26 protein-coding genes are annotated in these 22,795 nt (G+C 64.5%); 11 read left to right on the plus strand and 15 right to left on the minus strand.

Features of this window, described 5'->3' with window-relative positions; translation table 11 throughout:
* Positions 1-41 precede the first annotated feature (41 nt).
* Positions 42-389, minus strand: coding sequence for an antibiotic biosynthesis monooxygenase family protein (locus tag AC1RUK_RS17820; RefSeq protein ID WP_481834567.1), 348 nt, complete (start codon positions 387-389; stop codon positions 42-44).
* A 279-nt stretch (positions 390-668) separates the two neighbouring features.
* On the opposite strand from AC1RUK_RS17820, the gene AC1RUK_RS17825 reads away from it, so the two are divergent.
* The gene (locus AC1RUK_RS17825; protein WP_481834566.1) at positions 669-1,391 is read left to right on the plus strand and encodes a lysozyme inhibitor LprI family protein; all 723 of its coding nucleotides are present in this window, start codon (positions 669-671) and stop codon (positions 1,389-1,391) included.
* A gap of 3 nt (positions 1,392-1,394) precedes the next feature.
* On the opposite strand, the gene AC1RUK_RS17830 is transcribed toward AC1RUK_RS17825, so the two are convergent.
* The 3 genes from AC1RUK_RS17830 to AC1RUK_RS17840 all read right to left on the minus strand — a co-directional run bounded on the left by AC1RUK_RS17830 (position 1,395) and on the right by AC1RUK_RS17840 (position 5,328).
* Positions 1,395-3,275, minus strand: a complete 1,881-nt coding sequence (locus AC1RUK_RS17830) for an ABCB family ABC transporter ATP-binding protein/permease (protein WP_481834565.1) — start codon at positions 3,273-3,275, stop codon at positions 1,395-1,397.
* A gap of 20 nt (positions 3,276-3,295) precedes the next feature.
* Complete coding sequence (locus AC1RUK_RS17835; RefSeq protein ID WP_481834564.1) at positions 3,296-3,640, minus strand: ArsR/SmtB family transcription factor; 345 nt, start codon at positions 3,638-3,640, stop codon at positions 3,296-3,298.
* Positions 3,641-3,750: 110 nt separating this feature from the next.
* Entirely contained in the window at positions 3,751-5,328 is a 1,578-nt protein-coding gene (locus tag AC1RUK_RS17840) for a LysM peptidoglycan-binding domain-containing protein (protein WP_436171777.1), read from the minus strand.
* A gap of 111 nt (positions 5,329-5,439) precedes the next feature.
* On the opposite strand from AC1RUK_RS17840, the gene AC1RUK_RS17845 reads away from it, so the two are divergent.
* Positions 5,440-6,051, plus strand: a complete 612-nt coding sequence (locus tag AC1RUK_RS17845) for an LOG family protein (RefSeq protein ID WP_120016576.1) — start codon at positions 5,440-5,442, stop codon at positions 6,049-6,051.
* Between the two features lie 65 nt (positions 6,052-6,116).
* On the opposite strand, the gene AC1RUK_RS17850 is transcribed toward AC1RUK_RS17845, so the two are convergent.
* Positions 6,117-7,001: a LysR substrate-binding domain-containing protein gene (locus AC1RUK_RS17850; RefSeq protein WP_481834563.1), complete on the minus strand. Its 885-nt coding sequence runs from the start codon at positions 6,999-7,001 to the stop codon at positions 6,117-6,119.
* Between the two features lie 117 nt (positions 7,002-7,118).
* On the opposite strand from AC1RUK_RS17850, the gene AC1RUK_RS17855 reads away from it, so the two are divergent.
* Together AC1RUK_RS17855 and AC1RUK_RS17860 are read left to right on the plus strand one after the other, a co-directional pair.
* The gene (locus AC1RUK_RS17855) at positions 7,119-7,409 is read left to right on the plus strand and encodes a muconolactone Delta-isomerase family protein (protein ID WP_006202272.1); all 291 of its coding nucleotides are present in this window, start codon (positions 7,119-7,121) and stop codon (positions 7,407-7,409) included.
* Between the two features lie 148 nt (positions 7,410-7,557).
* Positions 7,558-8,556 carry a transporter gene (locus AC1RUK_RS17860; protein ID WP_481834562.1) on the plus strand — a complete coding sequence of 333 codons (999 nt, stop codon included), beginning with the start codon at positions 7,558-7,560 and terminating at the stop codon, positions 8,554-8,556.
* A 12-nt stretch (positions 8,557-8,568) separates the two neighbouring features.
* On the opposite strand, the gene AC1RUK_RS17865 is transcribed toward AC1RUK_RS17860, so the two are convergent.
* The 8 genes from AC1RUK_RS17865 to cysS all read right to left on the minus strand — a co-directional run bounded on the left by AC1RUK_RS17865 (position 8,569) and on the right by cysS (position 15,720).
* Positions 8,569-9,255 carry a glutathione S-transferase family protein gene (locus AC1RUK_RS17865; protein WP_481834561.1) on the minus strand — a complete coding sequence of 229 codons (687 nt, stop codon included), beginning with the start codon at positions 9,253-9,255 and terminating at the stop codon, positions 8,569-8,571.
* A 16-nt stretch (positions 9,256-9,271) separates the two neighbouring features.
* Positions 9,272-10,201 (minus strand): EamA family transporter RarD, encoded by a 930-nt coding sequence (rarD, locus tag AC1RUK_RS17870; protein ID WP_481834560.1) that lies wholly within the window; start codon positions 10,199-10,201, stop codon positions 9,272-9,274.
* 147 nt (positions 10,202-10,348) lie between these two features.
* Positions 10,349-11,971, minus strand: a complete 1,623-nt coding sequence (gene cimA, locus AC1RUK_RS17875) for a citramalate synthase (RefSeq protein ID WP_481834559.1) — start codon at positions 11,969-11,971, stop codon at positions 10,349-10,351.
* Positions 11,968-12,918, minus strand: coding sequence for a prolyl aminopeptidase (pip, locus tag AC1RUK_RS17880; protein WP_481834558.1), 951 nt, complete (start codon positions 12,916-12,918; stop codon positions 11,968-11,970). Before pip ends, cimA begins: the two co-directional genes overlap by 4 nt.
* Positions 12,915-13,391, minus strand: coding sequence for a GFA family protein (locus AC1RUK_RS17885; RefSeq protein ID WP_481834557.1), 477 nt, complete (start codon positions 13,389-13,391; stop codon positions 12,915-12,917). The genes pip and AC1RUK_RS17885 overlap by 4 nt, the downstream gene beginning before the upstream one ends.
* On the minus strand, positions 13,388-13,879 hold the full coding sequence (locus AC1RUK_RS17890; RefSeq protein WP_481839469.1) for a GFA family protein: 492 nt from the start codon (positions 13,877-13,879) through the stop codon (positions 13,388-13,390). Before AC1RUK_RS17890 ends, AC1RUK_RS17885 begins: the two co-directional genes overlap by 4 nt.
* Positions 13,880-13,888: 9 nt before the next feature.
* A complete protein-coding gene (locus AC1RUK_RS17895) occupies positions 13,889-14,275 on the minus strand; it encodes a VOC family protein (RefSeq protein ID WP_436171768.1) in 387 nt (128 codons plus the stop codon).
* Positions 14,272-15,720, minus strand: coding sequence for a cysteine--tRNA ligase (gene cysS / locus AC1RUK_RS17900; protein ID WP_481834556.1), 1,449 nt, complete (start codon positions 15,718-15,720; stop codon positions 14,272-14,274). Before cysS ends, AC1RUK_RS17895 begins: the two co-directional genes overlap by 4 nt.
* Before the next feature lie 385 nt (positions 15,721-16,105).
* Here cysS and AC1RUK_RS17905 point away from each other — a divergent pair, with 385 nt between their 5' ends.
* Positions 16,106-16,261, plus strand: a complete 156-nt coding sequence (locus tag AC1RUK_RS17905) for a hypothetical protein (RefSeq protein ID WP_481834555.1) — start codon at positions 16,106-16,108, stop codon at positions 16,259-16,261.
* Between the two features lie 65 nt (positions 16,262-16,326).
* Here AC1RUK_RS17905 and AC1RUK_RS17910 read toward each other — a convergent pair whose 3' ends face one another.
* Positions 16,327-17,088 (minus strand): SOS response-associated peptidase, encoded by a 762-nt coding sequence (locus AC1RUK_RS17910; RefSeq protein ID WP_481834554.1) that lies wholly within the window; start codon positions 17,086-17,088, stop codon positions 16,327-16,329.
* Positions 17,089-17,200: 112 nt separating this feature from the next.
* On the opposite strand from AC1RUK_RS17910, the gene AC1RUK_RS17915 reads away from it, so the two are divergent.
* The 4 genes from AC1RUK_RS17915 to AC1RUK_RS17930 all read left to right on the plus strand — a co-directional run bounded on the left by AC1RUK_RS17915 (position 17,201) and on the right by AC1RUK_RS17930 (position 19,696).
* Entirely contained in the window at positions 17,201-17,635 is a 435-nt protein-coding gene (locus AC1RUK_RS17915) for an NUDIX hydrolase (RefSeq protein ID WP_481834553.1), read from the plus strand.
* Positions 17,636-17,677: 42 nt separating this feature from the next.
* The gene (locus AC1RUK_RS17920; RefSeq protein WP_481834552.1) at positions 17,678-18,049 is read left to right on the plus strand and encodes a TIGR02301 family protein; all 372 of its coding nucleotides are present in this window, start codon (positions 17,678-17,680) and stop codon (positions 18,047-18,049) included.
* Between the two features lie 351 nt (positions 18,050-18,400).
* Positions 18,401-18,658 carry a hypothetical protein gene (locus tag AC1RUK_RS17925; RefSeq protein ID WP_006202258.1) on the plus strand — a complete coding sequence of 86 codons (258 nt, stop codon included), beginning with the start codon at positions 18,401-18,403 and terminating at the stop codon, positions 18,656-18,658.
* Between the two features lie 234 nt (positions 18,659-18,892).
* A complete protein-coding gene (locus AC1RUK_RS17930; protein ID WP_481834551.1) occupies positions 18,893-19,696 on the plus strand; it encodes a hypothetical protein in 804 nt (267 codons plus the stop codon).
* A 150-nt stretch (positions 19,697-19,846) separates the two neighbouring features.
* Here AC1RUK_RS17930 and AC1RUK_RS17935 read toward each other — a convergent pair whose 3' ends face one another.
* The gene (locus tag AC1RUK_RS17935; RefSeq protein WP_481834550.1) at positions 19,847-21,178 is read right to left on the minus strand and encodes a dihydroorotase; all 1,332 of its coding nucleotides are present in this window, start codon (positions 21,176-21,178) and stop codon (positions 19,847-19,849) included.
* Between the two features lie 83 nt (positions 21,179-21,261).
* On the opposite strand from AC1RUK_RS17935, the gene ygfZ reads away from it, so the two are divergent.
* Both ygfZ and AC1RUK_RS17945 read left to right on the plus strand, forming a co-directional pair.
* Positions 21,262-22,122: a CAF17-like 4Fe-4S cluster assembly/insertion protein YgfZ gene (gene ygfZ, locus AC1RUK_RS17940; protein WP_436171761.1), complete on the plus strand. Its 861-nt coding sequence runs from the start codon at positions 21,262-21,264 to the stop codon at positions 22,120-22,122.
* Positions 22,122-22,760, plus strand: coding sequence for an HD domain-containing protein (locus AC1RUK_RS17945; protein WP_436171760.1), 639 nt, complete (start codon positions 22,122-22,124; stop codon positions 22,758-22,760). Before ygfZ ends, AC1RUK_RS17945 begins: the two co-directional genes overlap by 1 nt.
* Positions 22,761-22,795 lie beyond the last annotated feature (35 nt).

Below are 22,795 nucleotides of genomic sequence, written 5' to 3' on the forward strand. Positions count from 1 at the left end.
TCCGGATGGAAAACCGCTGCGCACTTTTCCTGGAATTGCTCCTACATTTCGGGCAGGCGCTGATAGTTGGCGATATCGGCCCTGACGCCGAGCCGGGCGATCGTCTCCTGGGGGTTGAAGCCGGCCCGCTCGTGCGCCGCCTTGACGATCGGCACGACGTTGTCGACGGCCGCCTGGTTTTCCCATTCGACGATGGTGACGAGGTTGAATTCGCCCGGCCCCGAGAATTGCTCGAGCAGGAAATCCTGCACGAAGCCCTGCTGCAGGCGCAGCAATTCATGCGTCGCCCTGACCTTGCGCAGTATCTCCTCGCGAGCCTCGGTCGGGACGACGAACTTGTCGACCCTGAACACGGCTTCATTGCCAAGCAGTTGATTCAACTGATCCATTTCCCTTGTCTCCGATCTTTTGCTTGACCATGATCTTTTCCGAAAACCGGCTTCCACTTTTTTGGGATCATGGTCGGAACAGGCGCTCCAGACACCTTCGATCGGAGGTCTACGATCTCAACTTAAGTTGAGGTCAAGCGGAAAATCGACGAACCTGCCCGACGTCTCTTGATCCATGCAGAGCCGCTTTCGGATCGTTCATCGATCGCCGACATGCGCAAGTGACGATCTTCACTGTTTGTGCGAATTGTTGTCGTCGGGAAATTCGGGGGCGATGCCTTGATAAGGAAGCGACTGTTCAAGACGTCGACCGCCATTGCGGTTCTGACCTTTCTGGTCGCGTCGCATGGCAGCGCAAGCGCGCAAAGGAAGCCCTCCTTCGACTGCGCCAAGGCAAGCAGCGTGGCCGAGAAAACCATTTGCGCCGACCCTGCGCTGGCGGAGGCAGATGCGGCGGTGGCGCAGAGCTACGCTGCCGCATTGAAGGCGCTGGAGGCTCATGCAGGCAAGGCATTGCGGGACGACCAGCGCGACTTTACGCAGTATCGGGACAGGATCGCCGGGTTCAACGAGAACACGCCGAAGGACAAGCAGAATTTCGACCTCGGCGAATTCCTGCGCGACCGTGCCAGCTTTCTTGCCAGCATCAGGGCGCCGGCACCCGGAACTCTTGTCGGGACGTGGAGCAATGTCGAAGGCTCCGTCGAGATCAAGGCGGCCGGCGCCGGCAAGCTCGACATATCGGCTGATGTCGCCGATCCCGTCTCGGGAAGCAGGGCCTGCGAAATCAGCGGTGAGGTGCCGGCCCGCAAGCAGTTGCGGCTCGTCGACACCGGTGACGACGACAAGCCGACCGGCTTCCTCTTCACCTTTCAGCGTGACGGAGAGGTTCTCGCCGTCGAGCAGAGCGGAAGCGGCAAGGACGGCGTCACGGAACCGCCGAGCTGCGGTGCCAACGGCCATGTCGACGGGATTTTCTTCCTGACTGACAGACAGCAATAGCCGTCAGCCCACCTCGGACGTGCGCCTACGCACAATCACACCCAGCTCGTCGCTCTCCCTGGCAATGCGCAGCCGCTCCTCGGCTTCGGTCGCTTCGCGCTGGCGGTCCCACATCGAGGCGTAGAGGCCGTGCTTGAGCATCAGGGCGGCATGGGTACCGCGCTCGGCGATCTGGCCGTCCTTGAGCACGATGATCTCGTCGGCGGTGATCACTGTCGACAGCCGGTGGGCAATGACGATTGTGGTGCGGCCCTGGCTGACGAGGTCGAGCGCGGCCTGGATCTCCTGTTCGGTGTGGCTGTCGAGCGCCGAAGTCGCCTCGTCGAGCATCAGGATCGGCGGCGCCTTCAAAATGGTGCGGGCGATCGCCACGCGCTGCTTCTCGCCGCCTGACAGTTTCAGCCCGCGCTCGCCGACCATCGAGCGGTAGCCGTCCGGAAGCCGCTCGATGAACGGTCCGATCTGGGCGAGTTCGGCCGCCTTGCGCACCTCCTCCTCGCTGGCGCCGACACGGCCGTAGCGGATGTTGTAGGCGATCGTGTCGTTGAACAGCACGGTGTCCTGCGGCACCATGCCGATCGCCGCGCGCAGGCTTTCCTGCGTCACGTCCCTGACATCCTGGCCGTCGATCAGCACCTGGCCGGACTGGATGTCATAGAAGCGGAACAGGAGCCGCGAGATGGTCGACTTGCCGGCGCCCGACGGGCCGACGATGGCGACAGTCTTGCCGGCCGGCACCTCGAAGGAGACGCCCTTCAGGATCTTGCGGTTCGGATCATACGAAAAATGCACATCGCGGAATTCGACCTTGCCGGCCGGGACGGCGAGCGCCTTTGCATCGGGCTTGTCGACAATCTCCTGCGGCACGTCGAGCAGGTCGAACATCTGCTCGATGTCGGTCAGCCCCTGGCGGATTTCGCGATAGATGAAGCCGATGAAGTTGAGCGGCACCGAAAGCTGCATCAGCATGGCGTTGATGAAGACGAAGTCGCCGACCGACTGCGTGCCGCGCTGCACCTCCAGCGCCGACATGCACATGACGATGACGGTGCCGATGCCATAGATGACGCCCTGGCCGAAGTTCAGCCAGCCGAGCGAGGTCCAGATCCGGGTCGCCGATATCTCATAGCGCGCCATCGAGCGATCGAAGCGCTCGGCTTCCATGGCTTCGTTGTTGAAATATTTGACCGTCTCGAAATTGAGCAGCGAATCGATCGCCTTGGTGTTGGCGTCGGTGTCGCTGTCGTTCATGTCGCGGCGGATCGAGATGCGCCAGTCGCTGGCCCTGACCGTGAACCAGACGTAAATCGAGACGGTGACAGCGACAACGAAGACATATTTCCAGCCATAGGTGTAGGCGAAGATGATGGTGGTGAGCGCGAATTCGAGGATGGTCGGCGCCGTGTTCAGCATGATGAAGCGCACGATCGTCTCGATGCCCTTGGTGCCGCGCTCGATGATGCGCGACAGGCCGCCGGTGCGCCGCTCGAGATGGAAGCGCAGCGACAGCTGATGCATGTGGACGAAGGTGCGGAAGGCGAGCTGGCGCACCGCATGTTGGCCGACCCGGGCAAACAGCGCATCGCGCAGCTGATTGAAACCGAGCTGCACCAGCCTGAGCACATTGTAGGCGACGACCAGCATCACCGGGGCCAGCAGGAAAGCCGGCAGCGGCGGCGCCGATTTGGCGTCGCCGGCCAGCGCGTCGGTCGCCCATTTGAAGAAATAGGGCCCGGCGACCAGCGTCAGCTTGGCGACGACCAGCAGAAGCGTCGCCCAGGTGACCCGCGCCCTGAGGTCGGCGCGGTCGGCCGGCCACATATAGGGCCACAGATTGCGCAAGGTGCTGAAGGTCGAGGAGTCGGAGACGGTTTTTTCGGCCATTCTTTCTTGCCTTCTTATTTTTAGCCGCCGGAACAGCAGGAATCGACCAGTGCCGCGAGCGACGCCGACACATCGGCGAGTGCGGCGTGGTCAACTTCATAACGCGAACGCTGGCGATCGGGCTCGAAGCGCACAAGGCCGGCTTCGACCAGTATCTTCAAATGCTGGGACACGGTGGATTGCGCCAGGTCGAGATGGTCGACGACCTCGCGGCAGCAGCAGGAGCGGCTGGCCGAAAGGCGCTTGAGGATCTCGATGCGCGCCGGATGCGAAAGCGCGGCAAACCGGGCCGCGACAATGCGGCTGTCGGGGGTGCAGGTGGGTAGCGCGCTCGTCGCGCGGTCTGGTGCGGGGGATTCGGCCATCGTTCATCGGCGATAGACGATGAACGATGATGGGGCAAGCTATGCCGATGGGTAGGTCGGCAGAACTGCCTATCTCCCCCCTCGTGGGGGAGATGTCCGGCAGGACCGCCTTAATTCGCCTTGGCCGGGGGTGCCGTCATCTGGTCGCCCATTGCCTTGAGGTCGGCGTCCTCGCCTTCCTTCGACTTTTGCGGGACCTTGAACACCTGTCCCGGCCAGATGCGGTCGGGATCGCGGATCTGGTCCTGATTGGCGAGATAGATGGTCGAATAGCGCACGCCACGGCCATAGACGCGCCGCGAGATCCGCCACAGCGTATCGTTGCGGCGGATGATGACGGAGCCGTCGGCAGGTTCGAGCTTGGGCGCCACCGTCTCGGGCACGGCGGGCGTCGCCGCCGCCACCTCGGCGGGAGCCTCGGCCGCGGGTGCCGCGGGGGCTGTCGCGTCAGCGGCTGCAGGCGGCGTGGCCGGCTCCGTTGCAGGTGCAGGTTCGGCTGCCGGCGCGGCCGGTGCTTCGGTCACGGTTCCCGGCGCGGCAGGCTTTGGCTCGGCAGGCTTGGTTTCGGCTGGCTTGGTTTCGGCTGGGGCGACGGCGGCGACCGACTCGCCCGGCTCGCGTTCGAACGGCACGGCGGCGCGGGCCACCACCTTGACCCCGTCGGCGTCGAGGCCATCGACATGGATGGTGTAGCTGCCGACCGGAATGTCGCGCATCGCCTCGACCAGGAAATGGCCGTCGGGCGAGGTCAGCGCGTCGCCGAGCAGGATGTCGTTGGCATAGGCGCGCACCTTGCGGCCGGGATCGGCGACGCCGGCGACGAAGATTTTGTTGCCGTCGATCTCGACGGCCTCAACGACGATCTTGGGCTCGGCAACCGATGCGGCGGGCGGCGCCGCAGGCGCTGCGGGCGCCGGTGCGGCTTCAACAGTGGCAGGCGCGGCCGGCGCTGGCGCTGCCGCAGCAGGCGCTTCGGACGCCGGTGCCGGGGTCGCCGGCGCGGCCACCTGGTCTCCGGTGGCGGGTGCGGCGGGCTTGGTGTCGGGCGCAGGGACGGTGAGCAGCTCGGACGGCTTGCCGGGCTCCTCGACCATGGCCAGCACCTGGCCGGCGGGATTCTGCGGGATCGAGACGACGGCGGTCTGCGCCGAGGCGGTCACGACGTCACCGGTCGTCGAGCGCAGCGTGATCGTATAGTCGCCGGGCTTCAGCGGATCGTCGAGGACGATGGCAAAGGCGCCATCGGCACCGGCGACCGTCGAGCCGAGGACCGTCGCACCGTTGAGGATCTCGACCTTGGAATTGGGCGCCGCGTTGCCGGCGACGACGATCGAGCCGTTGCCTTCGACACGCACGACATCGAAGGTCGGGGCGATCGGCCCGGCGGCGGCGGGAGCCGCAGGCGCTGCGGCCGGCGCCGCCGGAGCCTCTGCCGCGGGCGCCGCCGGAGCAGCGGGTGCTGCGGCGTCGGTGGCAGGTGCCGGTGCCGCTGGCAACCGGCCTTCGGTGCCCGGATCGGCCGGTTTTGTTTCCGCCGGCTTGGTGTCGGCCGGCGCAAGTGCTGCGATCTCCGCCGGCGGTGTGTGATTGAGATACGGGTCGAGCGCGCCCGAAACATAGGCGGTTCCTGCGGCCGCTACGGTCCCACCCGCTGCGAACAGAAACGCCTTCAGAGGATTAATTGCCATAAGTCCTGCCCCTTAGCCACCTAACGCCGGTCTAGCCTGTTTTGGTGAGTCCGACAAGAAAAAGCCCGCCCGGGCTTGACCCCGTCTGCCGTCCCTATCACCAATCATCACATGAACACAATTCGATCCGTCTGCGTCTATTGCGGCTCGTCTCCGGGCCGCGATGAAACCTATGCCAAGGCCGGACATCTGCTCGGCCGCTCGCTCGCCAGGTCCGGCCTGCGGCTGATCTATGGCGGCGGCACCAAAGGCATCATGGGCGCCGTCGCCGAAGGCGCGCTCAAGGCCGGTGGCAAGGTGACGGGCATCATTCCGCGCTTCCTGATCAACAGGGAAGCAACCGAAACCGCGCTTGACCGGCTCGACGAGCTCGTGATCACCGACAACATGCACGAGCGCAAGCACAGGATGTTCGAAAAATCCGACGCCTTTGTGGCACTGCCGGGCGGCATCGGCACGGTCGAGGAAATCGTCGAGATCATGACCTGGGGCCAGCTCGGCCATCACCGCAAGCCGATCGTGTTCGCCAACATCAAGGGGTTCTGGGATCCGATGCTTTCGCTGCTCGACCATATGTCGGCGGAAGGCTTCATCCACACGGCGCAGCGGGTCAAGCCGCTGGTGGTCGAGGATCCCGAAGCGATCGTCGCCGCCATCATGGTGGCGGGATCCTCGGTCGATGCACCGACCGAGGGTGTGCAGTCGGTGATTGATAAGATGTAGGGGAGTAAGGGAGTAGGGCAGTAAGGCAGTATGTGAACTGGTAAGGACCACTTTGCCCTACTGCCCTACTGCCCTACCGCCTTCCTTAAATCCGCAATCACCACGCGCTTGTCCTGGCGTCGCCAGGCGAGATGGATCGAGACGGTGCGCTCGAACCAGGGCAGGTCACGAAACACGATCCCGGAGGGTGCTGCGCTTTGCAGGCTGGCCTGCACCGTCGCCAGGCCGAGCCCGGCGCTGACCAGGCCGAGCGAGGTCAGCGGATCGGCCGTCTCGTAGGCGATTTCGGGCATGAAGCCCGCCTTGGCGCAGGCGGCCAGGAACTGGCCGCGGTTGGTGTCGTCCGGCTGGCGCACCACGGTGATCCAGGTGCGGCCGTCGAGATGATGCGATAGGATATCGGCGACATCGGCAAGCGGATCGCCTTGCGGCATCGCCAGCACAAGCGGTTCGCGCCTGACGAGCAACGAGGCAATGTCGGGATCATCATCGGCCGGCGGCGAATAGACGAGGCCGAGGTCGAGCGTGCGCCCGCGCAGTCCATCGATCTGTGCGGCCGAGCGCTGGCTCATCAATCGCAGATGGAAGTCGGGCCTGTCGCGGCGAAACTGCCTGAGCATGCCGGCGACCAGCCCGGCATGCACCGCGCCCTCGACATAGCCGATGGCGAGACGGCCGGCGGCACCGCTCGCGAGATCGCGGCCAAGCTCCTCCAGGCGCCGCGCATTGGCCAGCAGCGCGCGGGCCTCGGCAAGGAAGGCCTGTCCCTCCGCATTGAGATGAACCCGCTGCTTTGCCCGTTCGAACAGGACGACACCCAGTTGCGCCTCGAGCTGCATGATCTGCCGGCTCAGGGGCGACTGCGAAATATGCAGCAGTTCGGCGGCGCGGCCGACATTGCCGGCCTCGGCCACGGCGACGAAATAGCGAAGCTGGCGCAGGTCGAACATTTTTTCCCCTGAAGCTAGTCCTTTCAGGTCTCAACTTTAGCCTAATCAGTCTTGGACTGTCTGGCCAGTGGCGGCGACACTGTCGCCATCCCAAACCGGAACCCACAGGAGACCCCCATGCAGTTCTTTGCCCTTCTCACCCGCAACACCGAAAAGTTCAGCGACGCCGATTTCGCGCCGCTGCTGCCCGGCGAAGCCGAGCAACGCCGCACGCTCTACGCCGAAGGTGCGGTGCGCCAGGTGTGGAACCGCGGCGACATTCCGGGCAGCGGCATGATGTTCGAGGCCGGCAGCGACGCCGACGTGCGCGGCCATCTCGCCACCTTGCCGCTGGTCAGGGCCGGCATGATGGACATTGCCGCGGTGGTGCCGCTCAACCCCTATCCCGGCTTCGGACCGAAGCGCTGAGCGGCATCAAACGGCGTGGCCGGCGGCGCTCGCCAGACTGTGATCGGCTGTCAAGAAACCGTCACACGAAACCGGGCTGCCGCATGCTAGGAATTTCGCAGCCTGCCCGTGCCGGCTGTCTTGGAAACCTGCATTTGGCGAAGCGACCATGAATATCGCTCTCAACCCGGAAGGCAGCGACCTGTCTCCCTACCTGCCCGACGAGCACGGGCTGTTCTTCGTCTATCATTTCACCGCCGATGGCGTGCGAACGAAGGATGCGGCGCAAGCGCACTGGACCTGGCGCAGCTACCAGCTGTCCGACTTGCGCGCGCGCCAGGAGATCGCCAGCGAGGAAGCCTTGCCGGCGCCGGTGCGCGAGGCATTCCTGACCTCGAACCATGGCTGCCACATCGACCTCGAGGACGACTGGCTCTATGGCGACCTGCCGGATCTGCGCCACGACTATTCGGCGGAGGCGCGCGGCCTCGGCCATTTCCGCTTCGCCCTCAACGACACGATGCTGATCGGCGCCCGTAAGCAGCCATTGGAGTCGGTCGACAATATCCGCAAGGCTGTCGAGAGCGGATCGCGCAAGTTCCGCTCGCCTGCCGAACTGATCGAGGCTGTCGTTGGCCAGTCGTTCGACGGCATGGCGGCCGAACTCGCTGTGCTAGGTGACAATCTCGACGGCATAGAAGATCGCATTGTCCGCGATGCGTGGCACAGCGAGCGGCAGGCGCTGGTCGATGCGCGCCGGCAACTGGTGGTGATCCACCGGCAGATGGCGACGCTGACCAGCCTGTTTCGACATCTCGACCATTCGCATCGCAACGATTTGCCTGACACGATCAACGACATGGCCGCACGGCTCTCCCACCGGGCACACACGCTCTATCACGACGGCGAACAATTGCAGGCCCGCACCCGGCTGCTGCAGGACGAGCTGATGGCCAAGCTGACGATGCAGTCGAATCAGCTGCTCTACATACTGTCTGTCATGACGGCGGTGCTTTTGCCGATGACCATCATTTCGGGCCTGTTCGGCATGAATGTCGGCGGCCTGCCGCTGGTCGACACGCCGATGGGATTCTGGGTTGTGACGGCAGTGGCGCTGTTTGTCGCCGCGGCCGTCTATCTCTTCGTCAGGCGGCTTGGGCGGATGTAGCGCACCGTCCTGCTACGCCGTCGCCCGCAGATCCCTTGTGATGGTGCCGGCGGCGCGGACTTCCGCCTCATGGTCGGGCTCGCGCCATGTCTCAACAAGGCCTGCTTCATACCATTCACGCATCGCCGGCAGGTCGAGCAACCGCGCCGGATAGTCAGCAGCCGCGCCCTCGAAAGACAGGCCGTAGGACTGCGCCCGAAACGCCACCGGCGCAAAGAAGGCATCGACTGCGGTGAAATGGTCGCCGGCCAGGAACGGCCCGCCGAAGCGGGCAAGGCCGTCATTCCACAGATCGCCAAGGCGGAAAAGGTCGTGCTTCAGCGCATCGGACATCGCAAACGGCTCGACGCGCAGGCCGCAACTCATCGGGCATAGATTGCGCAGCGCAGTAAAGCTCGAATGCATCTCGGCGGCGGCCGAGCGCGCCCAGGCGCGCGCCTTGGCTTCGACCGGCCAGACGCCATGATGGCGCTCGGCGAGATATTCGACGATGGCCAGCGAATCCCAGACCGCCCAGCCCTCGTCGACCAGGCACGGCACCCGGCCGCTGGGTGAGAACGGCCGGAACAGATCCCAACTCGAGCCGGTCGGGAATGGCGTCAGCCACTCCTCGAACGGGATGTCGAGGCTGCGCATCAGCACCCACGGCCGCAACGACCATGACGAATAGTTCTTGTTGGCGATATGCAGAACGTACATCGGAAACCCCTTGCCCCTACCGAACCGCCGGTGCCGCCGGCCGGATCTCGCGGCCGCGGAACATCGACCAGCTATACATCGCCAGCGCCGTCCAGATCAGCGCGAAGGCTACCGCCTGGGTGCCGCCAAACGGCTCGCCGAAGGCCAGTATGGCGATCAGGAACACCATGGTCGGCGCGATGTACTGCATGATGCCGATGGTGGAGAGGCGCAGCAGCCTGGCGCCGAAGGCGAACAGCAGCAGCGGCACGGCCGTCACCGGGCCGCAGCCGACGAGCAGCGCCGTGTCGTTGGCGGTGCTGGAGACGAAATGGTCCTGCCCGGTGGCGATCAGGTAGGCGATGTAGCAGAGCGCTGGCACCGAAAGCAGCAGCACTTCGAGCAGAAAGCCCTGGCTGGGGCCGATCGGCAACGTCTTGCGGAAGAAGCCGTAGGCAGCGAAGGAGAAGGCTAGCGCCAGCGACACCCAGGGCAGCTTGCCGCCCTCGATGGTCAGCACCGTGACCGCGACCGCGGCCAGCACCACCGCCGCGATCTGCAGCCGGTCCAGCCGCTCGCCCAGCATTACCGCGCCGACCACGACCACCACCAGCGGGTTGATGTAATAGCCGAGCGCGGTCTCGACGGTGCGGTCGACGGCGATCGCCCAGACATAGATGCCCCAGTTGACCGAGATCAGCGTCGCCGTCAGCGCCGCCATGGCGATGCTGCGCGGCGAACGGATCGCCGCCTTGAAATCGGCGGTGCGACCAGCCCAGACCAGAACGGCCGCGGCGATCGGCACCGACCAGACGATGCGGTGGGCGATGACCTCGATGAGCGGCAGATGCGCCACCGCCTTCATGTAGAAGGGCAGCGTCCCCCACAGGAGATAGGCGCCCAGCGCAAGCATAAAGCCGCGGCGGGCCTTGGCGTCTTCATCGAGGTGAGCTGTTTCGGTTGCCATGGCCCAACGCTATGCGCCAGCGGGCTTGCCAAGACCATCGCAAATTTCTGATGGATCAATGGACTTCCGCTGATGGTTCAAAGGCTGGCAGCTCTACTCCGCAGAACCTGGGTTCCTCGCCCCACGAAGTGGGGAGAGGAAGGGCGCTCACTCCGCCGCTACCAGCCCCGCCATGTCGCGGTTCTTCATCAGCTTGTAGACGATCGAATCCATCAGAGCCTGGAAGGAGGCGTCGATGATGTTTTCCGAGACGCCCACCGTCCACCAGCGGACGCCGCTCGCATCATGCGATTCGATCAGCACGCGGGTGATCGCCTCGGTGCCGCCGTTGAGGATACGCACCTTGAAGTCGGCTAGTTCGAGATCGGCGATCTCGTTCTGGTACTTGCCGAGATCCTTGCGCAGCGCGATGTCGAGCGCGTTGACCGGGCCATGGCCTTCGGCCACCGACATCTTCTCCTCGCCGTCGACCATCACTTTGACGATCGCTTCCGAGACCGTCTTCAGCTGGCCGTTGGCGTCGAAGCGGCGCTCGACCATGCAGCGGAACGAGGTGACGTTGAAGAACTCCGGCAGGCCGTGCAGCATCTTGCGCGCCAGGAGCTCGAAGGAGGCGTCGGCGCCTTCGTAGGCATAGCCTTCGGCCTCGCGTTCCTTGACCACCGATATCAGCGCGTCGAGCCGGTGATCGTCGCGCGGCACGTCGATGCCGCGCCGCTTCAGCTCGGCGAGGAAATTGGCCTTGCCGCCCTGGTCCGAGACCATGACGCGGCGACGGTTGCCGACCGCCTCCGGCGGCACGTGCTCGTAGGTCGCCGGCTCCTTGGCCAGCGCGGAGGCATGGATGCCGGCCTTGGTGGCGAAGGCCGACGCCCCGACATAGGGCGCCTGTGCTTCCGGGGCTCGGTTCAGGAGTTCATCGAAGGCGCGGGACAGGCGGGAAATGCCGGTCAGCGCCTCGGCCGAGATGCCTGTTTCGAAGCGGTCGGCGAAGGCCGGCTTCAGCGCCAGCGTCGGCACGATGGAGATCAGATTGGCGTTGCCGCAGCGCTCGCCGATGCCGTTCAGCGTGCCCTGGATCTGACGCACGCCGGCCTCGACGGCGGCCAGGGAATTCGCCACCGCCTGGCCGGTGTCGTCATGGGCATGGATGCCGAGATGATCGCCAGGGATTCCGGATGCAATCACCTTCTCGACGATGGCGTGCACTTCCGAGGGTTGCGTGCCGCCATTGGTGTCGCACAGCACCACCCAGCGGGCGCCGGCGTCGTAGGCGGTCTTGGCGCATGCCAGCGCATAGTCGGCATTGGCCTTGAAACCGTCGAAGAAATGCTCGCAATCGACCATGGCTTCCTTGGCCGCACCGGTCGCCGCTTCAACGGAAGCCTTGATGGATTCGAGGTTCTCCTCGTTGGTGCAGCCGAGCGCGACGCGGACATGATAGTCCCAGCTCTTGGCGACGAAGCAGATGGCATCGGACTTCGACTGCACGAGTGCTGCAAGACCAGGGTCGTTGGACGCCGACACCCCTGCCCGCTTGGTCATGCCGAAGGCGACGAATTTTGCGCTTCGCGTGCGCTTCTGCTGGAAGAAGGCCGTGTCGGTCGGGTTGGCGCCGGGATAGCCGCCCTCGACATAGTCGATGCCGAACTCGTCGAGCAGCTTGGCGATGGCGATCTTGTCCTCGACGGAGAAATCGATGCCCGGCGTCTGCTGGCCATCGCGCAGGGTGGTGTCGAAGAGGTAGAGGCGCTCGCGAGCCATGGTCATTTCCCCACAAACCGGTCGGTCGCCCGGATCAGCCGGTCGAGGATGCCCGGCTCCGAATAGGCGTGGCCAGCACCCTCGATCAGATGGAAATCCGCCTTCGGCCAAGCCTTGTGCAGCGCCCAGGCATAGCGCGCCGGGCACGGCATGTCGTAGCGGCCGTGGACGATGGTGCCGGGGATGTCCTTCAGCTTCCACGCGTCACGCAGCAACTGCCCCTCCTCCAGCCAGCCGGCATGGACGAAGTAATGGTTCTCGATGCGGGCGAAGGCGACGGCGTAGTCGTCCTCGCCAAACTTGCCGCTGGTCTCCGGCTCCGGCAACAGCGTGATCGTCTCGCCTTCCCACAGGCTCCAGGCAAGGGCGGCCTCGACCTGCGCCTTGCGATCGCTACCGACCAGCCGCTTGCGGTAGGCTGCCATCATGTCGCCGCGCTCGGCCTCGGGGATCGGCGCCAAAAAACGCCCCCACTTGTCGGGGAACATTTCCGAGACGCCGAACTGATAATACCATTCGAGTTCGGCACGGGTCAGCGTGTAGATGCCGCGCACCACGAGTTCGCTGACCCTTTCAGGGTGCGTCTCGGCATAGGCGAGCGCCAGTGTCGAACCCCAGGAGCCGCCGAACACCAGCCATTTGTCGAACCCACACATTTCACGCAGGCGCTCGATATCGGCGACCAGGTGCCAGGTGGTGTTGGCATCCAGCGAAGCATTGGGCGTCGATTTTCCACAGCCGCGCTGGTCGAACAGGACGACGTCGTAAAGTTTCGGATCGAACAGCCGCCGGTGTTTTGGCGATATGGTGCCGCCCGGGCCGCCATGCAGGAACACCGCCGGCTTGGCGCCCCTGGTGCCGGAGCGCTCCCAATAGACCTGATGGCCGTCGCCGACATCGAGCATGCCGGACTCGTAGGCCTCGATCTCCAGATAGAGGGTACGCAAACTCATAGTTTCAGGCCCTGCTGCGGCCAGTTGGCCGTCTCGTGGTCCGGATGCTGGAAGGAGATGATCTGCTCCTGCCTTGCGTAATAGTCGGGGTCGTCGTGCACCGGCGCCTCGAAGATCTTTTCCACCCAGGGCAGCCGTGCCGCGTAGTTGACCTGAATCTGCGGCGCGAGATCCGAGCGATCGTCGAAGGCGCCGATGGCGATCTCCAGCCCGCCCGGTTGGCAGTAGGTCAGCGGCGTGCCCCAGCGAGCACAGAAGCCGCGGTCGATGTTGACCGACGACTGGAAGTAGCTCGGCTCCTCGCGCACCCATTCGACGCCGTCCTTGGGCGCTGTCACCAGCGCGCCGAAGAAGGAGCCGAACTGCTTCTGGCACATGCGGCAATGGCAGATGGACGGGCGCCCAAGCGCCCCCTTGATGCGGAAACGCACGGCACCGCATTGGCAGCCGCCTGTTCGAACGGTCTCGGTCATGATCTTTCCTTCGGCGGCCATTGTTCGGTGTCGTGGTCGGGATGCTGGTAGGAGACAAGCTCGGCCAGATAGGGGGCGGACGAGATGTCGGCCGAGGTATCCTCGCCCGGCAATCGCGGGATGGCATCGACATAGGGCAACTTTGCCTCGATGCCCCACTGGATGGTCGGCGCGATGCCGGCCGGATCATCGAAGGCGGCAATCGCCAGCGCCATGCCGTCGGGCGCCTCGAAGGTCAGCGGCGTGCCGCAATCGGCGCAGAAGCCACGCCAGGCGGCATTGGACGAGCGGAAGCGCTTGGGTTCGCCGCGCGTCCAGTCCACCTTGGCGCCGCGCACCGAAACCAGCGGCAGATAGAAATTGCCGCTCGCCTTCTGACACATACGGCAATGGCAGATCGAGGCGTCGCCGAGCGCGCCCTCGACGCGGAAGCGCACCGCGCCGCACTGGCAGCCGCCCGCGTAGACCGGCCGGTTGTCGAGGCTCATCATGGCCCGTCACTCCGGATCATGGCAGACGGCCTCAACATTGTTGCCGTCGGGATCGAAGACGAAGGCGCCGTAATAGTTCGGGTGATAGTGCGGGCGCAGGCCCGGCCCGCCATTGTCACGGCCGCCGGCGGCAAGGGCCGCGGCATGGAAGGCATCGACCTCGGCGCGGCTGCGCGCGGTGAAGGCGACATGCTGGCGGTCCCTCGGTCTGTCCTTGCCGGTGCTCAGCCAGAACACCGGCCGATCCCGGCCATAGCCGCCGACCTTGGCGCCGCCGGTGTATTCTTCGGGAACCATGTAGAGCAGCGAGGCGCCAAGCGGTGCCATCGCCTTGTCGTAGAACGCTTTCGAGGCGTCGAAATCGGAAACGGTGATGCCGAGATGGTCGATCATCTTTTTACCTCCCAAGTGGTGATGCGCTCGCCGGTGATCGGATCCTTGCTATCCTTCAACTGCACGCCTTGCGCCAAAAGCTCGTCGCGGATGCGGTCGGCTTCGGCCCAGTTCTTGGCGCCGATCAGTTCCAGGCGTTTGGCTATAGCTTTGGCGATCGCGGCCTCGTCCACCTTGGCCGTACCGACATCGAAGCCGAGGAAGGCAAGGGCGGCCTTCAGCGAAGCGGCGGCGGCGTTGTCGCCACCGCCGGCATCCAGCGCCTCGCTGGCAAGCTGCGTCAGCCGCTGGAAGGCGGCATAGGTGGCTAGATCGTCCGACAGCGCTTCCACGACTTCGGCCGGCAGTTGCAGCGCCGCTGTCGGCGCCAGGTCCGCCGCCCGCTTCCATTTGCGCAGCGTATTTTCCGCCTCCTCCAGCTTGCGCACCGAAAAGTCGATCGGCTCGCGGTAATGCGTCATCAGCATTGCCAGCCGCAGCACCTCGCCCGGCCATTTGCGACCGCCGAAGGTCTCGATCTCCAAAAGTTCGTGGATCGAGTAAAAATTGCCGAGGCTCTTCGACATCTTCTGCCCCTCGACCTGCAGGAAGCCGTTGTGCATCCAGATGTTGGCCATGACATCGGTGCCGTGGGCGCAGCGCGACTGGGCGATCTCGTTCTCGTGGTGCGGGAAGATCAGGTCGAGGCCGCCGCCATGGATGTCGAAGACTTCGCCGAGATAGGCGGCCGACATGGCCGAGCATTCGATGTGCCAGCCCGGCCGGCCCCTGCCCCATGGGCTGTCCCAGCCCGGCTCTTCCGGCGAGGACAGTTTCCACAGCACGAAGTCGCCGGGGTTCTTCTTGTGCGCGTCGACGGCGATGCGGGCGCCGGCCTGCTGCTCGTCGAGATTGCGTTTCGACAACTGGCCATAGTCGGGCATCGAGGCGGTGTCGAACAGCACCTCGCCCGCCGCGACATAGGCATGGCCACGCTCGATCAGACGCAAGATCAGCGTGATCATGTCGGCCTTGCCGTCGGCACGCGGCTCGACGAATTCGGTGGCGCGCGGCTCGACCGTCGGCTCCAGGCAGCCGAGCGTCGCCACATCCTTGTGATACTGGTCGGCGGTCTTTTCGGTGACCCGCCGGATCGCCTCGTTGAGCGAGAGTTTTCCCGAAGCAATCTCGCCGCCGAAATCGCGCAGCGCACGCGCATTTATCTTGTCGTCGACATCCGTGATGTTGCGCACATACGTGACGTGGCCTTCGCCGTAGAGATGACGCAGCAAACGGAACAGCACGTCGAAGACGATAGCCGGTCGCGCATTGCCGATATGGGCAAAGTCGTAGACCGTCGGGCCGCAGACATACATGCGCACGTTCAGCAGATCGATCGGGACGAAATCGTCCTTGGTCCGCGTCAGCGTGTTGTAGAGGCTGAGACCCTTCGATGCGTCAGACATGCGTGCCTTCCCGGTCCGTTAGTTTCTGGATGGGCCTGCGCCGAGGCGCAAACCGGATTCCAGCCTGCTGGCCGGGGCGTTTGTCCAATCTGGGGAAAGATGAGGCGAAAACGTCCGGACCAGCGCGAGGCTAGCCAATAATGCAAATGCCACAAATGGCGAAAAACGTTTTCATGCGCGGCTTTATCGCCTTGCCCGGTGTTGCCGTCAAGTCGCAACATCAGCCAAAAGAGTCGGTGGATCACGGGAAATGAGGCACTGAAACATTTTATTAAACATGTCGGCACAGTCATGAAACATTCGCCGGCTAGGTCACCAGACGTCACGATTTGGTCGGAATCGGCCATCAAACGCAGACACGGAAATGTTACCAGGGAAGAGAGCAATGCCCCGAACCAAGCAGGAATCCAACCGCCCCAAGCAACCGGCGCTCGCCAGCCACTACCGTGCGATCGGCCCGGCCGCTATCGTCGCCGCCCTTCTCCACACTGCGAAGAAGAAGAAGCCGGCGCAGAAGATCGTTTCGCCGCGGGCTGCCTGAACAGGCATGCAGCCGGCGCCGAGCGCTGGCAGGTGAAGGCGTTGAAGCGCGCCGCCAAATCAGCTTCAAAATAGGGTCATCTGACTTTCGTCCGCGCCGGGCTTCTGGCGCCTGACCTTCTCGGGCTCCGGCTCGACGACGCCCCGCTCCTGAATCTCCGGTCCGGTGTTGGCGACCTTGTTGACGAGGTCGGAAACAGGGATCGCTTCGAAGAAATCAAGCGGTGCGGGCCGCAGGAGGTCTACCACGTCGCGTGGCTCCTGGGTGCGGCAGTCCAGCCAGCGGTCGAAATCCTCACGCGCGATCACCACCGGCATCCGGTCGTGGATATGGGCGATATCGGCATTGGCATGCATGGTGAGGATGGCACCGGTATCCATCTCCGAGCCGCCCGGCTCGGCATAGGTCTCGACCAGCCCGGCGAAAGCGACGAGCCCGCCACGCTTCGGACGGATCCAATAAGGCTGGCCCTTCTTGCCGGCAGTTTGCCGCCACTCGAAAAAGCCTGAAGCCGGCACCAAAGCGCGGCGATGGCGCATGGCGGCTTTAAACGAGGCCCTTTCCGCCGCCCCTTCCGAGCGAGCGTTGAACAGCAGCGGAAACTCCCTGGTATCCTTGACCCAGGCCGGGATCAGCCCCCAGCGCACCAGCATCGCCTGCCGGTCCGGCAGGTTCGAGCCCGGTGCACGCGGCGGACCCGCAAGCGTCATCAGGACGGGCTGCGTCGGCGCGATGTTGTAGCGCGCCGGAAAATCCTCCAGTTCCGCCAGGCCGAGAAGAGCCGCGGTCTGGTCCGGCGTCGCGGTCAGGGCAAAGCGTCCGCACATTGGCACGCCCGTTGAATTGATCAAGCGCGAAAGTGGCGATGGAACCGGCGTTGCGCAACCGCTAAAGCTGTTTGCTTCCTGCTGGTCCACAAGGGCTGCAGATCGGGGATCGATGGACGAGAAACGAAAGACACTTCCAGCAGTCTCGGTTGCCGTCGTGCGTGGCGACACGGTGTTGCTGGTCAAGCGGGCAAGGCCGCCCTCGCAAGGGGTTTATGCCTTTCCGGGCGGCAAGGTCGAGCCCGGCGAGACGCTTGCGCAAGCGGCGGCCCGCGAATTGTTCGAAGAGACCGGGCTGCTGGCCGAGGGCTGCCGGCCGCTGCACGAAATTCACATCGACGGCAGCGGCGAGAATCACCCGGTCGACTATCTGCTGACGGTGTTCGGCGCCACCTATGCCGGCGGCGAGGCGACGGCCAGCGACGATGCCGAGACCGCCGCTTTCTATACGCTCGACGAGATGGCGGCGATGCCGCTCGCCGATGCGGTGTTTGCTGTGGCGGAACAGTTGCTCGGCGCCAACAAGGGTGCTGGGGCCTGGCCATGAGAATCGTCTTGCGGGCGACAAATTGTTTGGCCACAAAGCCTGATGACCCGTGCCTCGCTGTTTCTCGCCGCATGTCTCGCCGCCAGCACCGCCGCGAGGCCGGCTTTAGCCACCGAGGCGCCGTTCGAGCCTGGGCTGATGCGGCTGGCGGAAGTTCTGGGTTCGCTGCACTTCCTGCGCAATTTGTGCGGCGAGAAGGGCAACCAATGGCGGGTCGAGATGGAAAAGCTGCTTGATTCGGAAAATCCCGATCCCGAGCGGCGCGCCCGCTTCATCGCCAGCTTCAACCGCGGCTACCGCTCCTTCGGCGGCACCTACACGCAATGCACGGCGTCGGCGATAGAAGCCATCCGCCGCTATACCAAGGAAGGCGAGACGCTGACGCGCGACATCGCCTCGCGCTACGGCAACTGACCGGCATCCGGGTTGCTGTCCCGTTCGATACCAACAGGCTTTTCACCGCTCCCTGCTTGTGTCACCGACGTCTTGGTGCAATTCTGATGTTGCACTTCTGCAACTATATTAACGAAACGTTAGCGCGCGGATGTGGAATTAACTCAAACTGAAGGTTTTGATGCCGCTCGCCGGTCTAATCGGCTAAGTTTGAAAACGATCGAAGCCAGGTTTTTGCAACGCGACGGACTTTGTAGAGCACGACCAAAAAAATGTCGTATTTACAAACAGTTACTGAGACCTGTGCATGAAGGGACAGCCCAAGCCTGATCCGCACCCACGGATCGCCGCTTGAAAAGGGTGGACATCGCAATGGAACATGCCGTCAACGACATCGACGCGTTGGTCAGGGAAGAAAAGCGCCTGACCGCCGTGGAAAGCCACAGCGAGGCCTGGGCGGAAGGGTTGTCGGCCGGAATCGAGCCCGAGATCATTGCCGAGGCGGCGCTGGAAACCGCGTTCGGCGAGATGCTGCGCGCCAATGGCGAGACCTCGGCCCTTGCCCTGCTCGACCGCATGCGTGAAAAGGTGGTCGCTGGCGCTTTCGAGCCGGAGCGGCTGCGACACTAGCCGCCGCGCGTCCCTTAAACGACGTACGGTTCTTTGACGATGGCGCGCCGTTTGGGCTCATGCCCGAACATCCGGACAGGCTCGGGGCGCTTGAACGGCCCGGAAAGCCCGGGCACTAGAGCGGTTCAGCTTTTGATAGAATCGCCGACCCGCTCTAGGTATTTGTTTTTACGCAATTCCGGACGGAAAACCGCTATGCACTTTTCCTGGAATTGCTCTAAGGAGAGGCAGGCGGTGAATTTTTCGACGTCAGGCCAGCCGCGTGGCCTGGTTTACAGAATCTGGCTCGCCGCTTTCTGCGCCGCGGTTCCGCTGGCGCTCTGTCTCACGACCAGCCCGGCTCACGCGCTGAGTGAGATCAAGCGCGAGGAGCTTCCCTCACCCATCACGCCACCCGCCAACAATGACATGGCCCCGCCCGGAAGCGCCGTGCCGGCGCAGGATCCGCTTGGCACGACCCCGCCCGCAGCCAAGGACCCGACGCCTGCCGACGAGCCCGAAAAGAGCGAGCCTGAGGGACCAGCGAACGATGGTGGCGTGGCCACCCCACGCACCGACCCGGAGACGCCGCCGCCGGACGTCGTCTACGACCTCACCAAGCTGCCCGAGCCGGTCAGGCGCATGCACGACCTGATCGTAGAGGCCTGCCGGAGCGGTGACATCGAGAAGCTCAGGCCGTTGATCGGCACCGGCGATCAGATGACGCAATTGTCGCTGGGCGACATCGACGGCGACCCGATTGCTTTCCTCAAGGGGTTGTCCGGCGACGGCGAAGGCCAGGAGATCCTGGCCATCATGGAAGAGGTGCTTAGCGCCGGCTACGTCCATGTCGATGCAGGCACGCCGCAGGAACTCTACGTCTGGCCGTATTTCTTCGCGCTGCCGCTCGACAAGCTCGACGCCAAGCAGCGGGTCGAGCTGTTCAAGATCGTCACCGCCGGCGACTTTGACGGCATGAAACAATTCGGCGCCTATATCTTCTACCGTGTCGGCATCACGCCGACCGGGCAGTGGATGTTCTTCGTCGCCGGGGATTGAGCTTCGCCAGCTATCGACGCGGATGGATAGGGCCGTTGTCGATATCCGCATCCGGCCAGATGCGAATGCCTTCCCGCGGGGCGCGATTTCTGCGTTCATAGCGCTCTCGACATAGTGCCGAGCGCTTAAAAAATCCGACGCCGTAGGTGCCTAGCCCTGCAGCGCCTCGGAAAACTCCACCGCCTTGCCCTGGCTGGGCGTGACGATCTCGCCTTCCCACATGACGCGCCGGCCGCGCACGACGGTGCCGACCGGCCAGCCGGTCACTTGCTTGCCATCATAAGGCGTCCAGCCGGCCTTGGAGCCCACCTGGGCGTTGGTGATAGTTTCGCGTCGCTTCAAATCGACAATGGTGAAATCGGCATCGTAGCCGGCGGCGATGCGGCCTTTCCTGGCCATGCCGAAGATGCGTTGCGGACCGTGGCTGGAGAGATCGACGAAGCGCTGCAGGGTCAGGCGGCCGGCATTGACGTGGTCGAGCATGATCGGCACCAGCGTCTGCACGCCGGCCATGCCCGATGGTGAGGCCGGATAGGGCTTTGCCTTCTCGGCCAGCGTATGCGGGGCGTGGTCGGAGCCGAGCACGTCGACGATGCCTTGCTGAATGCCATGCCAAACGCCGTCGCGGTGGCGCGCGGCGCGCACCGGCGGGTTCATCTGGATCAGCGTGCCCAGACGCGCATAGTCGTCGGCGGCGAGCGTCAGGTGATGCGGCGTCGCCTCGCAGGTCGCGACGTCCTTGTGCTGCTCGAGGAACAAAATCTCCTCGGCGGTCGAGATGTGCAGCACATGGATGCGGGCGCGGGTCTTTCGTGCGATGCGCACCAGGCGCTCGGTGCAGTGCAGTGCCGCGATCTCGTCGCGCCAGACGGGATGCGATGACGGGTCGCCTTCGATGCGCTCACCCAGCCGCTCGCGCAGGCGGAACTCGTCCTCCGAATGGAAAGCCGCACGGCGGCGCGTGTTGCTGAGGATCGCGGCAACGCCCTCGTCGTCCTCGACCAGAAGGTCGCCAGTGGACGAGCCCATGAACACTTTTATTCCGGCCGCGCCCGGCAGCCGTTCGAGCTCGCCCACGTCGCCGGCATTGTCGCGGGTGCCGCCGACCCAGAAGGCAAAGTCGCAATGCATGCGGCCTGAGGCGCGACGCACCTTGTCGGCAAGTGCTGCCTCGCTGGTGGTGAGCGGGTTGGTGTTGGGCATCTCGAACACGGCCGTGACGCCGCCGAGCACCGCCGCGCGCGAACCCGTCTCCAAATCTTCCTTGTGCTCCAGCCCCGGCTCGCGGAAATGCACCTGGCTGTCGACGACGCCGGGCAGGATGTGCAGGCCGCGGCAGTCGATCGTCTCACCGGCCGAGGCCTGGGCGAGATCGCCGATTGCCGCGATACGGCCGTCCTTGACGCCGACATCGCGAAGACCCTCGCCGTCATGGTTGACCACCGTGCCGCCTGTCAGGATGAGGTCGTAAGTGCTGGCCATGCGGGTCCGGTCTCTTGCGGGGGGAGTATCAGCGGCTTACGTAAAGGCCGACCATTTTGCAAGATCAGGCTTTTGTCCACCCCATGCTCATTGCCCTGCTGACAGACCGCGCGCTCATTTCCGTATCAGGCCCGGACGCCGAGAATTTTTTGCAGAACATCCTCACCACCGACCTTGATGCGCTGGCTGCCGGCGAGGCCAAGCCGGGCGCGCTGCTTTCGCCGCAAGGCAAGATCCTGTTCGATTTCCTGATCTCGCGTGCCGGAGAGAATGCCCTGCGGCTCGACTGCCGAGCCGAAGTTGCCGACGATTTCGTACGCCGGCTGATGCTCTACCGCTTGCGCGCCAAGGTTGGGATTGCCAAGGCCGATCAGGCGCTTGTCAGCGTCGCGTGGGGAAGTGATTCAATCGCTTCACATTCTGATTCAACCGAAGTTTCCGACACGCGCTTCCGCGACATTGCCGTCAGGCGCAGATATGGCAGCGCGGCCGAGGGCGGCGATGCCGCCGCATGGCAGGCTCTGCGCATCGCCCACGGCATTGCCGAAAGCGGCAGCGACTATGCGCTCGGCGATGCCTTTCCACATGACGTGCTGCTCGACGAGACCGGCGGCGTCGGCTTCAAGAAAGGCTGCTATGTCGGCCAGGAGGTGGTCTCGCGAATGCAGCATCGCGGCACCGCCAGGCGGCGCGTGCTGATCGCCTCGGCGCAAGCTCCCCTGCCCGCGCCCGGCACGGAACTGACGGTCTCCGAACGGCCGGTTGGAACGCTCGGCTCGACCCAAGGGGCTGCAGGTCTCGCCATTGCTCGCATCGATCGGGTCAAGACGGCGCTCGACGCTGGACAGTCGGTCATGGCTGGCGACGTCGCGGTGACGCTCGCCATACCGGCCTGGGCGAAGTTCGGCTTTCCGCAGGATGCCGCCGGCGCGGAGGAGGCCTGATGGCGGCCGACCGCGCCGGGGCGCCGCCACGCGCCTGGCAGCGTATGCTGTCGGGACGGCGGCTTGACCTGCTCGACCCCTCGCCACTCGACATCGAGATATCCGACATCGCGCACGGGCTTGCCCGCGTCGCCCGCTGGAACGGCCAGACCAGCGGGGAGCATGCCTTTTCGGTCGCCCAGCATTCGCTGCTGGTCGAGGCGCTGTTTTCCGAACTGGTGCCGGCAGCTTCGGCCGGCGCCCGGCTGGCGGCGTTGCTGCACGATGCACCGGAATATGTCATCGGCGACATGATCTCACCGTTCAAATCTGTGATGGGCGGCTCCTACAAGGACTGCGAGCTGAGGCTGCAACGCGCCATCCACCTGCGCTTTTCGCTGCCGGCCGAGCTTGGTGCCGGCCTGCGCAAGGAGATCAAGCGCGCCGACCAGATCGCCGCCTACTACGAGGCGACGCTGCTTGCAGGCTTCTCCACCCGCGAGGCGACGGAGTTCTTCGGTCGCCCGCGCGGCTTCAACGCCGACCGCTTCGATTTCACGCCGCGCTCTGTGACCTGGGCGCAGGCCGCATTCCTCAAGCGGTTTTCGGCGCTCGAAGCGAAGCGTCAGGCAACGGTTACCGTGCATTCGGCTGAGTGAACGAACGCTAAATTAACCGGCGACTACCACAGTAC

It is taken from the genome of Mesorhizobium monacense, assembly GCF_056781675.1.